12 protein-coding genes are annotated in these 12,416 nt (G+C 60.0%); 3 read left to right on the top strand and 9 right to left on the bottom strand.

The annotated features are described in order from the left end of the window. Window positions 1–64: 64 nt before the first annotated feature. Together AB5Z05_RS00285 and AB5Z05_RS00280 are read right to left on the bottom strand one after the other, a co-directional pair. The gene (locus AB5Z05_RS00285) at window positions 65–964 is read right to left on the bottom strand and encodes a DMT family transporter (RefSeq protein WP_005336466.1); all 900 of its coding nucleotides are present in this window, start codon (window positions 962–964) and stop codon (window positions 65–67) included. Window positions 965–1,100: 136 nt separating this feature from the next. Beyond that, the gene (locus AB5Z05_RS00280; RefSeq protein WP_005355246.1) at window positions 1,101–1,541 is read right to left on the bottom strand and encodes a DUF2214 family protein; all 441 of its coding nucleotides are present in this window, start codon (window positions 1,539–1,541) and stop codon (window positions 1,101–1,103) included. Between the two features lie 83 nt (window positions 1,542–1,624). Between AB5Z05_RS00280 and AB5Z05_RS00275 the strand changes: the two genes are divergently transcribed. Beyond that, a complete protein-coding gene (locus AB5Z05_RS00275; RefSeq protein WP_368149832.1) occupies window positions 1,625–3,259 on the top strand; it encodes a diguanylate cyclase in 1,635 nt (544 codons plus the stop codon). A gap of 115 nt (window positions 3,260–3,374) precedes the next feature. Here AB5Z05_RS00275 and AB5Z05_RS00270 read toward each other — a convergent pair whose 3' ends face one another. The 6 genes from AB5Z05_RS00270 to AB5Z05_RS00245 are packed head-to-tail and all read right to left on the bottom strand — an operon-like array spanning window position 3,375 to window position 8,654. Further along, window positions 3,375–4,028 carry an HAD family hydrolase gene (locus AB5Z05_RS00270; protein WP_368149831.1) on the bottom strand — a complete coding sequence of 218 codons (654 nt, stop codon included), beginning with the start codon at window positions 4,026–4,028 and terminating at the stop codon, window positions 3,375–3,377. A 39-nt stretch (window positions 4,029–4,067) separates the two neighbouring features. Beyond that, window positions 4,068–5,075: an ABC transporter ATP-binding protein gene (locus AB5Z05_RS00265; RefSeq protein ID WP_123172180.1), complete on the bottom strand. Its 1,008-nt coding sequence runs from the start codon at window positions 5,073–5,075 to the stop codon at window positions 4,068–4,070. Between the two features lie 6 nt (window positions 5,076–5,081). Further along, window positions 5,082–5,858, bottom strand: coding sequence for an ABC transporter permease (locus AB5Z05_RS00260; protein ID WP_019445454.1), 777 nt, complete (start codon window positions 5,856–5,858; stop codon window positions 5,082–5,084). Then, entirely contained in the window at window positions 5,851–6,750 is a 900-nt protein-coding gene (locus tag AB5Z05_RS00255; RefSeq protein ID WP_368149830.1) for an ABC transporter permease, read from the bottom strand. The genes AB5Z05_RS00260 and AB5Z05_RS00255 overlap by 8 nt, the downstream gene beginning before the upstream one ends. Next, entirely contained in the window at window positions 6,750–7,583 is an 834-nt protein-coding gene (locus AB5Z05_RS00250; RefSeq protein ID WP_368149829.1) for an alkaline phosphatase family protein, read from the bottom strand. Before AB5Z05_RS00250 ends, AB5Z05_RS00255 begins: the two co-directional genes overlap by 1 nt. A gap of 9 nt (window positions 7,584–7,592) precedes the next feature. Beyond that, window positions 7,593–8,654 carry an ABC transporter substrate-binding protein gene (locus AB5Z05_RS00245; RefSeq protein ID WP_005355254.1) on the bottom strand — a complete coding sequence of 354 codons (1,062 nt, stop codon included), beginning with the start codon at window positions 8,652–8,654 and terminating at the stop codon, window positions 7,593–7,595. Between the two features lie 198 nt (window positions 8,655–8,852). Here AB5Z05_RS00245 and AB5Z05_RS00240 point away from each other — a divergent pair, with 198 nt between their 5' ends. Then, a complete protein-coding gene (locus AB5Z05_RS00240; protein ID WP_227274335.1) occupies window positions 8,853–9,683 on the top strand; it encodes a UTRA domain-containing protein in 831 nt (276 codons plus the stop codon). Window positions 9,684–9,723: 40 nt separating this feature from the next. Here AB5Z05_RS00240 and AB5Z05_RS00235 read toward each other — a convergent pair whose 3' ends face one another. Then, complete coding sequence (locus tag AB5Z05_RS00235) at window positions 9,724–10,488, bottom strand: helix-turn-helix transcriptional regulator (protein WP_005336490.1); 765 nt, start codon at window positions 10,486–10,488, stop codon at window positions 9,724–9,726. Window positions 10,489–11,764: 1,276 nt separating this feature from the next. Between AB5Z05_RS00235 and AB5Z05_RS00230 the strand changes: the two genes are divergently transcribed. After that, entirely contained in the window at window positions 11,765–12,391 is a 627-nt protein-coding gene (locus tag AB5Z05_RS00230; RefSeq protein WP_368149828.1) for a porin family protein, read from the top strand. The last annotated feature ends 25 nt before the right edge of the window (window positions 12,392–12,416 follow it).

Genomic DNA, 12,416 nt, shown 5'->3' with positions numbered 1-12,416 from the left:
CGAATCGCCATCATGCAAAACGCCCCGACTGTCGGGGCGTTTTTGTTATGCAGCGGGCTGCGGTTTACTTGGTCGCGGGCACCTTGTCCCGGCGCGACTTCCACCACCACCTCAAGCGGATCTGGGAGATCAGCATCCCCGCCAGCATCAGGGCACAACCGGCAATGGCGCGCTCATCCAGCGTCTCACCCAACAGCAACACGCCCCCCACGGCGGCAAAGACGGTCTCCAGACTGAGGATGATGGCGGCGTGGGCCGGATGAGCACCCCGCTGCCCTACCACCTGCAGGGTATAACCCACCCCGACCGACACCAGCCCGGCATAGAGCAGCGCCTGCCAACCGGCCACAGCGCCGCTAACAGTCGGGGTTTCGATGACAAAGGCGGTGGCGAGGCTGAGCAGGCCGCAGACCACGAACTGCACTCCAGCCAGCTTGATGGGGGCAACCCGGTTGGAGTAGTGATCCACCAGCAGCAGATGCACAGCCCAGAACAGGGCACCGACCACCTGCAACAGATCGCCAAAGCCGATGGTGAACTCGTCGGTGACGCTCAACACATAGAGACCGGCCAGTGCGATGATGGCGCCGATCCAGGTATTGAGGCCGCTCTTGTGGCGCAGCAGCAGCCCCAGTACCGGCACCAGAATGATGTAGAGCCCGGTGATGAAACCGGCCTTGGCGGCAGTGGTATAGAGCAGCCCCACCTGCTGCAGGGAGGCGGCACAGAACAGCACCAGCCCGGCCAGCACACCACCGATCAGCAGTTGGCGATGGTCGCCCGCGACGGCAACAGGTTGTCGGGATTTGAGCCACCAGAGCAGCGGCAACAGGGAGAGGGCGCCGAGCAGAAAGCGCAGGCCATTGAAGGTATAGGGCCCCATGTGATCCATCCCGAGGCGCTGGGCGACAAAGCCCATACCCCAGATGGTGGCAGCCATCAGCAACATCAGATTGGAGCGCATGGCGATTCTTCCTTAAATCGGCGCGTGACGGGTTATCCGATCCAAGATACCCGCCTCCCTATCCTCTTGTCTCCACTCTTTGTCTTCGCTCTCGCTCTCCACGTCTGCATCGCACTGCTTTTGAGCACCGCGAGTGTTACAGCAACGAAGGCTTGGTGAACACGGCCAACAGGGCAATCAGTAGCAGATTGCCCCGCAGGATCCACACCACCCGGAAGTGCTGCTGAATGGAGATCATCGGCGCCTTGCCCAGACGCAGGGCGCGACGCCAGCGATAGAAGAGGCGGCTGGGATAAACGAGGGAGCCGACAATCAGCAGAAACAGCCCCATCTTGAGGCCGTGGGCAGGATGGGCAAAGATCTCTGCCACCGAGCTGGCATGCTCGAGGGCCAGCAGACACCCGGTGGCAAAGATGGAGAAGAGCGCCAGCGCAGCCACCCCATCTGCCAGCAGCAGGCGGCGCACTCGCAGCATGTTCAGGCCGCGCCGGAAGATCAGATACTCGACACAGAGGGCAAGGATTAGCACCGCTATGCTGCCATAATGAATCATTGAGAGCAGAGTGTGGTTCAACATCGGAAACATCTCATTTTCTGCCTTTAGACGAGCCGCACAGCATCATATATGCTGGTGTCACCCGAGACGAAAAGGATCTGTTCATGTCCCCCGCCAAGCCCAAGAACACTTGGTCTTTGATCACCCGCATGCGGCTGGGCCTCCTCTTGCTTTTTATCCCTGTGTTGCTGCTCGGCAGCATCTACTACCTGCATATGGAGCGCACCCTGCGCCACGAGCAGCAACAATATCTGATTGCTCGCAACACCCAGTATTTCCATACCCTGATCGAACCCTATCTGGCGACCCTCAAACGCCAGTTTACGCTCATTTATCAGCAGGTAAATTATCGGGATTTCAGCGGCCCGGAGATCCGCAACGGCGAGCGCTACCTGCAACAGTGGCAGGCCTATCACAAGGTGATGGAGCTCGATTACGTCTACGTGGGCACCGAGCATCGCAAGATGCTGATCCACCCCTCCTGGCAGGCCGACGAGAAGTTCGATCCCAGAACCCGCCCCTGGTATCTGCTGGCATCCAGCCATCCCGGACAGATTGTCTGGACTGATCCTTATTACGACTACACCTTGGGCACTCTCACCATGGCGCTGGCTAGGGTGATTGAAGAGCCTGACGGCAAGCGGGTTGGCGTACTCTCGCTGGATACCCAGCTCACCCCCCTCGCCAACTGGCTCAACAGTCGGCATGATCAGAGTCACCATCTGGGCAATGGCTATCAGATCCTGCTCAACCATGACGGGCTGGTGCTGGCCCATCCGGATCGCGAACGGGTATTCAAACCCCTCGCCCACCCCGACTGGCTGGCCCGGATGCAACAGCCGCAGGGCTTTTTCCTCGATGATGCCAGCGGCCTGATGGTCTCCTACTACCGCATCCCCGAGCAGCGCTGGATCCTGCTCAGCGTCGAGCCGACTGCCAGCATGCAGCAGGTGATCGACAGCGTCTCCATCAACGTGCAGCTGATGATAGCCGTCGCCTGCATCCTCTATCTGCTGCTGGCACTGCTCTGGTCCCGCTACTTCCGCCGCATGCTGGGGGAGATCACCCTGCTGATCCGCGCCAGCCGCTCCGGCGGTATCGCTTACAACGGCCGCCGTATGCTGGAGCTGGCCAAGGTCTATGAAGAGATGGATGCCGCCAGTCAGGACTTTGCCCAGATCCGCCTGCAAGCCCATCAGGACAAGCTCACCGGGCTCTACAATCGTCGCTTCTTCGACGAGTGCCTGCAAAAGCAGCTCAACAGTGGCGCTCCCTTCGGGGTGGTGATGTTCGATCTGGATGATTTCAAGCGGGTCAACGATACCCATGGCCATCAGGCAGGGGATGTGGTGCTCAAGCGGGTGAGCAAGCTGGGCATGAATCTGTTCCACGAGTGGGGCTGGTTCTGCCGCTATGGCGGCGAGGAGCTGGTGCTGATCTTCCGTTACGGCGAAGAGCAGCCGATGCTCCCCTCCCTGCTGGAAGCGTTCCGGCTCGGGGTGGAACAACTGGAGTGGCGCGAACCCGATCTCACCATCACCATAAGCGGCGGGGTGGCTTTCAGCCGCTCCGGGCTCTCGGCCAAAGAGCTGGTGGAGCTGGCCGACAAGGGGGTCTATCAGGCCAAGCGGGAGGGGAAAAACCGTATCTGCTTCCCGCTGCGCCACACCCCTCACCAGAGGGCCGAGGAGGACATTCCCGCCTTTGGCGAGCCTCAGCAACAAACCAACGAGGGGTAGCCCCAGCGGCCAGCACCAACCACAACGCCGTCAGCAAAAACAAAGAGAGAGGCTCCAGCCTCTCTCTTTGTTTATCGTGCTTCTTGCCGCACGTTAAGCCAGTGTGGCGCGCGACTCAGCGCTGCCACTCCCACACCGGCCAGCCCAGCTCCTCGGCCTGCTGGCGCAGCGCAGGGGCCGGATTGACCGCATGGGGATGGCTCACCGCCCGCAGCATGGGCAGATCGTTGTGGGAGTCGCTGTAGCCAAAGCTCCCCTGCCAGAGGTGGTCCCTGCCTGCAAACAGCTGGTTGATGCGGGCCACCTTGCCCTCGCGAAAGCTGAGGGTGCCGCGAGTCTGGCCGGTCAGCATCCCCTCCTCCTCATCGAGCAAAATGGCGACGCAGTGATCCATCCCCAGCATCTTTGCCATGGGGGCGACCAGATGCTCGCCGGAGGCGGAGATGAGCACCAGGTCGTCGCCCCGCTCCCGATGCCATTCGATACGCGCCAACCCCTCGGGGTAGAGGCGCTCGCGCAGCACCCGCTCGGCAAAGCGGGTGCAGAGCGAGTCGAGCCACTGGCGCGTCTTGCCCGCCAGCGGTTGCAGGGTGAAGGCCATGTACTGGTGCATATCCATCTTGCCCTGATGGTAGAGGGACATCATGGCCTGCTCCTCCGCGATCATGCTGGCGGGCGCCAGCTCCTCGGCCACCATGTACTCCAGCCAGAGGCTGGCGGAATCCCCCGCAATCAGGGTCTCGTCCAGATCAAACAGTGCCAGTGCCATGGGCGCTCCTCGCAGTGAAAATAGAAATGAAATGCGGCCTCATGCTACCTCACAGAGTTGATCCCGGGCCACCGCCAGGGTCACGGCACTGCCGGTGGCCAGCAGATCGCCAGCCGAGCGGTTGAGGCAATCCACCGTCAACAGCCCCGCCTCGCACTCCACCTGATAGCGGATCACGTTGCCGAGCAGCTGTTGCTGGCGAATGATGCCGGGCAGGCTGGGCTCGCTGCTGGTCGCTCCGGCGGGCAGCAGGGTGATGGACTCTGGCCGCAGCGCCAGCTTGCCCTGAAAACGGGGGCCGAACAGCGACTTGCCCTGCTCGGCGCCAAGCAGGTTGTAGTTGCCGATAAAGCTCGCCACAAACTCGCTGGCGGGGCGGGTATAGATCTCCTCCGGCGTGCCGCTCTGGACGATGGAGCCCTTGTTCATCAGGAAGATCCTATCCGACATGGTGAGCGCCTCCTCCTGATCGTGGGTCACGAAGATGGTGGTGAGTTCGAGCCGCTGCTGGATCTCGCGGATCTGCTGGCGCAGGCTGCGGCGGATGCGGGCATCCAGCGCCGAGAGCGGCTCGTCCAGCAGCAGGATCCGCGGCTGCACCACCAGCGCCCGGGCCAGCGCCACCCGCTGGCGCTGACCGCCGGAGAGCTCGGCCGGATAGCGGCGCTCGAAGCCGGTCAGCTCCACCAGCGCCAGCGCCTCCTGCACGCTGGCGGCGAGATCCCGTCCCGGCTGGGGTTTCATCTTGAGGCCGAAGGCAACGTTGTCCCACACCGTCATGTTGGGGAACAGCGCATAACTCTGGAACACCATGCCGATGCCGCGCTTCTGGGGCGCCTGCCAGGTGATCTCTTCACCGGCCACCCGCACCTGGCCGCCATCCACCGGAGTGAGCCCGGCCAGCGCCCGCAGCAGGGTGGACTTGCCGCAGCCGGAGGGGCCGAGCAGGGTCACCAGCTCCCCCTTGCGAATGCCGAATTCGATCCCCTCGAACACCGGCGTATCGCCGTAGGATTTGTGCAACTGATTGACTTCTAAATGAAACATCTTGGATCACCGATGAAATCTGTTGGCCGCCCAGGTGAGCAGCAGGGTCAGCAGGAAGTAGCTCATCACCAGCGCACTGGTGAAGTGGCCCGAGGTGGCGCGCATGTTGTAGAGGTAGACCTGCAGGGTCTCGTAACGGGTGCCCACCAGCATGTTGGCAAACACGAACTCGCCGAGCAGGAAGGAGAGGGAGAGAAACAGCGCCGCCAGCAATCCCTTGCGCAGACAGGGGATCACCACCAGCAGAAAGGCTCGGCTGCTGCTCGCCCCCAGCAGGTGGGCGGCATCCATCAGATCTTTCAGCGGCACCCCCTGCAGGCTGTTGGCCAGCGCTCGGTACATAAAGGGGAGCACCACGGTGAACCAGGTGCCGATCAGGATCCACGGCGTGCCGATAATCGGCAGCACGCCGTCAGCGTAGATCTGTAGCAGCCCGACTGAAGAGACCACCGGCGGCACCGCGAAGGGGAGCAGGATCAACAGGTTCATCCAGGGATCCAGCTTGGGGAAGTAATAGGCCACCACCAGCACGGTGGGTACCAGCACCAGGGTGCCCAGCAGCAGGGTGGCGAAGCAGACCAGGAGGCTTCGGCCAAACGCCGCCAGAAAACGCGGATCGCCCCACAGCTTGAGATACCAGTCGAGGGTAAAACCGTCCGGCAGCAGGGTCGCCCCCCAACGGGTGGAGATGGAGTAGAGAAACGTGGCCAGCAGCGGTAGCAGCAGGGTGGCGACCAGCCCACCCAGCACCCACTTGGGCCAGCGCGGCGTCAAATCATGCATGGGATTGCCCCTTGTTCACATAGCTCTTTTTCAGCAGCCACTGGTTGGCGGCCGTCACTACCCCCAGCAGCACCATCAGGATCACCGCCAGCGCCGCCGCCATATTGGGTTCGAGGAAGATGTCGCCGGAGACCAGACTGGCCACCCGGATGGTCACCAGATTGAAGTTGCCGGTGGTGAGGGCGTAGGCGGAGGCATAAGCCCCCACCGCGTTGGCAAACAGGATGATCAGGGTGCCGAGCAGCGCAGGCGTCAGCACCGGCAGTGCCACGTGCCACACATACTGCCCCTTGCTCGCCCCCAGCAGCGCGGCCGCTTGCGGCCACTCATCCTGCAGCGCATCGAAGGCCGGGTAGAGCAGCAGCAGGGCAAGCGGGATCTGGAAGTAGGTGTAGATGAGGATAAGGCCGCTACCCGAGTAGAGGTTGAAGCCGTCGATCAATCCCCAGGATTTCAGCAGCAGGGTCACCGCACCGTTAATGCCGAGAATGATGATAAAGGCGAATGCCAGCGGCACCCCGCTGAAGTTGCCGGTCATGGTGACGAAGGCCAGCAGCAGCCGTTTGACCCGCTCACCGCTGTGACGCAGCGCCGCCGCCCCCAGAGTGCCGATGGCAAGCCCCGCCAAACTGGCGATACCGGCAATGCGCAACGAGTTGCCGAACGATTGCAGGTAGAAGGGGGAGCTCAAAATCTCCCGGTAGTAGGCGAGGCCCCAGCCATCGGGGGTCTGAAAGCTGCCTACCAATACCCACACCATGGGGGCGAGCTGGAACAGGATCATCAGCAGGACAAACGGCAGCAGCACCAGGGCGGGCAGCCAGTGGCGGCGCACCTTCTGCTTGGTTGCCACGGGTTGATCCACCAGGATCTCGGTGGTTGCAGGCATCATCAGTGCACCTCGCGCATAAAGGCCGCCTTGAGCAGCGGTGGCGCTGCCGGCTTGTCGTGGGAAATGCCCAGCAGATCCGCCATCAGGGCGCAGAGCTGGGTCTGGGCAATCGCCACCCCATCCGGCCAGCGCTCGACGAAGGCATCGCCAAACAGCCAGAGCGGCACGGTGCGCTCTTCCGGCAGGGAGCCGCCGTGGCTCAGGTCGTTGTTCATGCCGTGATCCGAGGTGACTACCACCTGATACCCCTCCGCCAGCCACTGGGGCAGCAGATCGGCCAGCAGGCTGTCCATCCGGCGCGCCTGATTGCGGTACTGGCGGGAATCGAGGCCAAACTTGTGGCCCGCATCATCCACCCCCATCGGGTGGATCAGCAGAAAATCGGGGTCATGTTGGGTTCTGAGCCATTCTCCATCCATCAGCAGATGGCTGTCGGGATAGTTGTCATCCCAGTAGAAGCAGCCGTGCTGAATGGGCAACAGCTCATCGTGGGTAAAGCGATCGCGGGCCGCCAGCCAGGGGCTGCGGTTGTAGAGTTCGCTCACCCAATGGTAGGCCGCAGCTGCGGTGCGTTTGCCCGCAGCGCGGGCCAGATGGAAGATGGAGTCATGCAGACTGAGGCGACTCACCCCGTTGTGGGTGATGCCGCTCACCACCGGCGGCACGCCGGTCAGGATGCACTCGTAGAGGGGTCGGGAGAGAGACGGCAGGGCAGCATTCAGGGTCGTATGCAGGCCCCGCCCTGCCTCCACCATGCCACCGAGGTAGCCCATGGTGTGGGCTACCTCGGCTGCCAGACCATCCACAAGTACCACTATCACCTTGTGTTGCACTGGATTCCCTTACTGCATGTTGATCATGACGGTTTCTTGCCACTGACGCGGCAGGGCTTTGGAGCTCTGCTCCCAGGCAGCGTGATCCTGCACCGGCTTGGCATTGGCGTACTGCTCGGCCGGCAGCAGCTTGGCCTTCACGTCATCCGGCAGGGTCACGTTGCTGCGGATCGGGCGGGCGTAGCCGCGAGCCAGGTTGATTTGACCGGCATCGGAGAGGATGTATTCACGGGCCAGTTTGGCGGCGTTGGGGTTCTTGGCCCACTTGTTGATGATGGTGGTGTAACCGGCGATGACGGAGCCGTCGCTCGGGATCACCACATCAAACTTCTTGGGGTCGATCTGGTCGCGGTAGTTGAGGGCGTTGAAGTCCCACAGCACACCCACTTCCACCTCGCCCTTCTCGATGTTGGCGATGGTCGGATCGTTCAGGGAGAGACGACCCTGCTTGGCCAGCTGACCGAACAGCTCCAGTGCAGGTTTCAGATTCTTCTCGCTGCCGCCGGTGGCATAGGCCGCTGCCAGCACGCCGTTGTTGGCCTGGGAGGCAACGCCCACATCACCCAAGGTCACCTTATAGTCACCACCCAGCAGGGATTGCCAGCTGGTGGGGGCTGCCTTGACCAGATCCTTGTTGATCAGGAAGGCGATGGTGCCGGTATAGGCCAGCATCCAGTGACCGTCCGCATCCTTGGCCCAGTTGGGAATATCAGCCCAGGTGGAGGGCTTGTAGGGCTGGGTAACACCCTGCTTGACCGCAACCGGACCGAAGGCGCCGCCCACATCGCCGATATCGGCGGTGGCATTGGCCTTCTCGGCGGCGAACTTGGCGATCTCCTGCGCCGAGCTCATGTCGGTATCCTGATGCTTGATGCCGTAGATGCTGCCCAGCTGCTGCCAGGTATCCTTCCAGTTGGCCCAGCTGTCGGGCATGCCGATGCTGTGGAGCTGGCCTTCACCGCGGGCGGCCTTTTCGAGATCCGCGATATTTTCGGCTGCATAGCTATTTGTGGCAAACAACGGTTGGCTGATGGCCACCATGGCCAGTGCACTTGCGATCACGCTTTTCATCATCCCATCCCTCTGGACTAGGTCAGTTAAGGTTCGAGAGGGATGCTAGAGGGGAATTGTGACGGTGGCGGGGCGCTTTGATGGCAGTTTGATGACAATCGCCCTGTCATGGCGCTGTCATCCACAGCGGTTACAACTCTAAACCCGAGTGAAGCTGGACTATTCCAGTAAGGGATTGGCCAGCCACCCGCCTTCTGAATAAGCAACAGGGACAAGAGTGTGACCGAGCCGAGATTGAGCGAGCAGAGAGTGAACGAACAGAGCATGGCCGATGGCCGCTCCTCCTCCAAGTGCGAACAGATTTGCCAGACCCTGCGCCGCTATATCGGCAGCGGCCAATTGGGGGCCGGGCAGCAGCTGCCCGCCGAACGGGCCCTGAGCGAGCGCTTCGCTACCACCCGCATCACCATCAAGGAGGCGCTCTCCAGCCTCGAAGCAGACGGCCTTATCTACCGTGCCGAGCGGCGCGGCTGGTTTGTGGCGCCACCCCGCCTCACCTACGATCCCGCCATCCACACCCACTTTCATCAGTGGATTGGCGAGCAGCAACGCACCGCCGAAACCCGGGTGCTGGCCCACGGCAGCGAACTTGCCAGCAGCGAACTGTGCCGCTGGATGGGGCTGGAACCCTTCACTCCACTTTATGAGATCCGCCGCCAGCGGCTGATCGACGGCCGCCCGGTGCTGCATGTCAGCCACCACCTGCTGGCGAGTCGCTTTCCCGATATCGCCAGCGCGCCGCTGGCCAGCTCCCTCACCGAGCTCTATCAGCAGCGCTATGGCATAGGCCAGGGTGGGGCTAGTCTCGAGATCACCCCCTCGGCGGCGCGCGGCGCCATCGCCCGCGCCCTCAATCTGGCGGAGGGGAGCGCGGTGCTGCGGCTGGTGCGGGTCAATTACGACGAGCGGGGCGCTCTGGTGGATTGTGATATCGAACACTGGCGGCCGGATGCGATCCGCATCTGTCTGGATACGCGAGCATTGCAGCCGCTCGCAGGCAAGCTGCAACAAACCCGGGTCGCCGATTAGACTCCCGCCAACAGAGCGGATCCCGCAGGATCCACCGGGATCAGTTGTCGATATTGGGGATCATGTCGTCGAAGCTCTGGTAGCCGCAGTCAGCCAGTTGCAGCGACATGGTGTAGGTCTTGGCGTGCTCCTGCTGGCCGATGGCGGGGCGGTTGAGCTTGATCTCCTGATGCCAGTACTCCTTCATCCGGTCGATCAGCGCCATCGCCTCCCCCTCGTTGAGGTGCAACTGGCAGAGCGCCATATAGTTGTTCGACTTGTGCATGTTCTCCACCAGATACTCCCCCAGCACCGACATTGCCTGCCGTGCCTGCTGGCGGGCGAAACGGCTGTGCTGCTCGAAGCTGATCCGCTCGCTGATCAGGAAGTGGTAACTGTTGTCGATACCGAGCTGCAAAATGCCGAGCTTCTCCAGCTTGCGCAGATAGAGGTAGCAGGAGGCATCGGTCAGGCCGTACTCCCGCTTGAGATCGATCAGCGTCTTGTCGCGCCAGAAGATATTGGCGAGAAAGGCGTAGAGCCCCGGCTCGTTGTGAAACGCCTCGTCCTGCTCTTGGGTAAAGACGGCACGGCGGCTCTGGGCGTCCTGGGTACGATCCAGCAGCTCCTCGAACGAGAGCCCTACCAGATGGCAGATCTCCAGCAGGGTATCGAACGGCAGCGAGGGCTTGTTCATCATCCGCTTCACGGTCGCGATGGAGACACCCATGGCTTCTGCCAGGGTCTGATAACGGATCCCCTTGTCGGTCAGGGTCTTCTTCAGGGTGTCGAGAATATTGTTGGCCAGGGTCTGGCTGTAGGTCATGCCGCTCTTCCTTGTTATCGCACTTTCATTGCATGGTTATGCCGAGTCAGCTTCTGACCTGTTTTTACCTTCAAGGCTCAGATATTGACACCGAAAAAACAGCCTAGAGAAAAAATCGCCTACAACGCCCATCAGGACAGACCAGTTAAGCAGCAAGGTCGCAAAATCTGACACCAGACAGTGCATATCTTTCAACCCGCAAACATTTTGCTAGTGCTGCATAGAACATCGCGCATAATCGAAACGTATCGAATTCAAGACCCTTCCTGGTTGAGAAATCGATTGTTTGCTTCCAAATTTTTATCTTTTAAACCGTAAGGTTTTTTCTCTTTCCTGGCATTGGGCGGCGCTGATAGCACCGCCCTTTTCTTTTCCCTGAATTCGCAGGTCAGGTCAAGGGCCCCGGCAAGGGGAAGTGTCACAGGCCACCCGCCGCCAACCGATGCGCCAGCCACTACGACCGTTCTGGCAAGGTATCCTAAACGATCATCAATACCGTGTTATTGCCATTCAATATATTTAAATGGCTTGCTTGGAAAGCTTCGAAAAATATAAAAACGAATATAACAAAGTTATTTAAAACTCCAAAAACCTGTCTTTAAAATGGCTTGTGCATATAAGCAAACAAAATTAATCAGGCCGCACGCCCCATATCTGCTTATCACACCCCATGCCCACCCCAACAACTGCTACCGGGTAAAGAGAAAAGCCACCCATAAGAACCCACCCACTCATCTGGTGGGCAACATAGCCCACGCAAAAACAGCCTCAAAAGACCACCAAAACCCTCGATGGGAACAATCCCAAACCTCAAAAAGTGCAAAAAACAGGCAAAAAGATAGATTTTTTTCTCACGGTTTCACCTTGTGAGGCGTTCAAAAAATCATCGAAAAGAGCCTGACGCCTGTGAGTGACATCTGAGATGCCAATTTTTAGACAACTCATCACGGCTACGCTCGAATGAAAATTTAATGCCGATAAAAATCAATCACATAGAATCAAAACCGAACTCTCAGTCTGTCATTTGCCCCACAGCTTAATTATTTAAGACTCAATAAAGCTAAAACTCTAATAACACCATTTATTAAACAAAATGCCCCTCCTTGCAGCCAGTCATATTTAGAAGAATGGGAAAATCACTCTCTTGTTATTCAGAAATACGCTGACTATACTGCGGCCCCTCTGTGAAAGCAGAGCAATGACGGAAATATAAAAAGCATCATGGATTGAGCAATATAAATCACACGCAGTTCACGCAACACAAGGTTATTTATCCATGAACAAGTTTAATAAAATTGCCGCTTTCTCCCTGCTTGCTCTGACCATGAATGGCGGCGCCCATGCCGAAGGCTGGTATGCAGGTCTGGATCTGACCACCTCCAAGATGGATCTCGATGGTGCTGCCAAAGACGCCTATGACGCCAAAGTGATCGACGACCAGCTCGACGGCGGCAGCCTGATCGTGGGTTACAGCTTCAAACCCTGGCTGGCGGTTGAAGGTGGCCTGCACGCCCAACAGATGGATCAGCTGACCTGGGTAACCTCCCCGATTGCAACCGGCTTTGCCGACACCACCATCGAAACCCGCAGCATCAGCCTGGCCGCCAAGCTGAGCCAGCCGCTGGCCTGGGGCTTCAGCGCCTATGCCAAACAGGGTATCGCCTACACCCGCACCGAAGTGGAAGTTGTCGGCAACGCCACTCTCCTCGGTTTCAGCGGTCAGGTAAACGAGAGCGCAACCAAGAGCAAGGTACACCCCAATCTGGAAGTAGGTCTGGACTACGCCTTCAACGACCACTTCTCTGCCGGTATCGGTTACGAGCGCCAGTTCGACGCCCTGAGCCTGGGTGACGAGCACTACTCTCTGGATACCTTCAAGCTGGGTCTGCGCTACCACTTCTAAGTCGCGCCGCGTCAGTCACAATACA

This window comes from Aeromonas sp. R2-4 (assembly GCF_040908365.1).
In the GTDB taxonomy this organism is placed as follows: Bacteria; Pseudomonadota; Gammaproteobacteria; order Enterobacterales; family Aeromonadaceae; genus Aeromonas; species Aeromonas veronii.
The sequence above is the reverse complement of the archived record's forward strand: the minus strand, read 5'-3'. Positions and strand labels throughout refer to the sequence as shown.

Bases quoted from the DNA above. Each gene is read 5' to 3' on its own strand.
- AB5Z05_RS00285 (WP_005336466.1), bottom strand. From the start codon at position 964: ATGCGCTCCAATCTGATGTTGCTGATGGCTGCCACCATCTGGGGTATG.
- AB5Z05_RS00245 (WP_005355254.1), bottom strand. From the start codon at position 8,654: ATGAAAAGCGTGATCGCAAGTGCACTGGCCATGGTGGCCATCAGCCAA.
- AB5Z05_RS00265 (WP_123172180.1), bottom strand. From the start codon at position 5,075: ATGTTTCATTTAGAAGTCAATCAGTTGCACAAATCCTACGGCGATACG.
- AB5Z05_RS00275 (WP_368149832.1), top strand. From the start codon at position 1,625: ATGTCCCCCGCCAAGCCCAAGAACACTTGGTCTTTGATCACCCGCATG.
- AB5Z05_RS00255 (WP_368149830.1), bottom strand. From the start codon at position 6,750: ATGATGCCTGCAACCACCGAGATCCTGGTGGATCAACCCGTGGCAACC.
- AB5Z05_RS00230 (WP_368149828.1), top strand. From the start codon at position 11,765: ATGAACAAGTTTAATAAAATTGCCGCTTTCTCCCTGCTTGCTCTGACC.
- AB5Z05_RS00270 (WP_368149831.1), bottom strand. From the start codon at position 4,028: ATGGCACTGGCACTGTTTGATCTGGACGAGACCCTGATTGCGGGGGAT.
- AB5Z05_RS00280 (WP_005355246.1), bottom strand. From the start codon at position 1,541: ATGTTGAACCACACTCTGCTCTCAATGATTCATTATGGCAGCATAGCG.
- AB5Z05_RS00235 (WP_005336490.1), bottom strand. From the start codon at position 10,488: ATGACCTACAGCCAGACCCTGGCCAACAATATTCTCGACACCCTGAAG.
- AB5Z05_RS00260 (WP_019445454.1), bottom strand. From the start codon at position 5,858: ATGCATGATTTGACGCCGCGCTGGCCCAAGTGGGTGCTGGGTGGGCTG.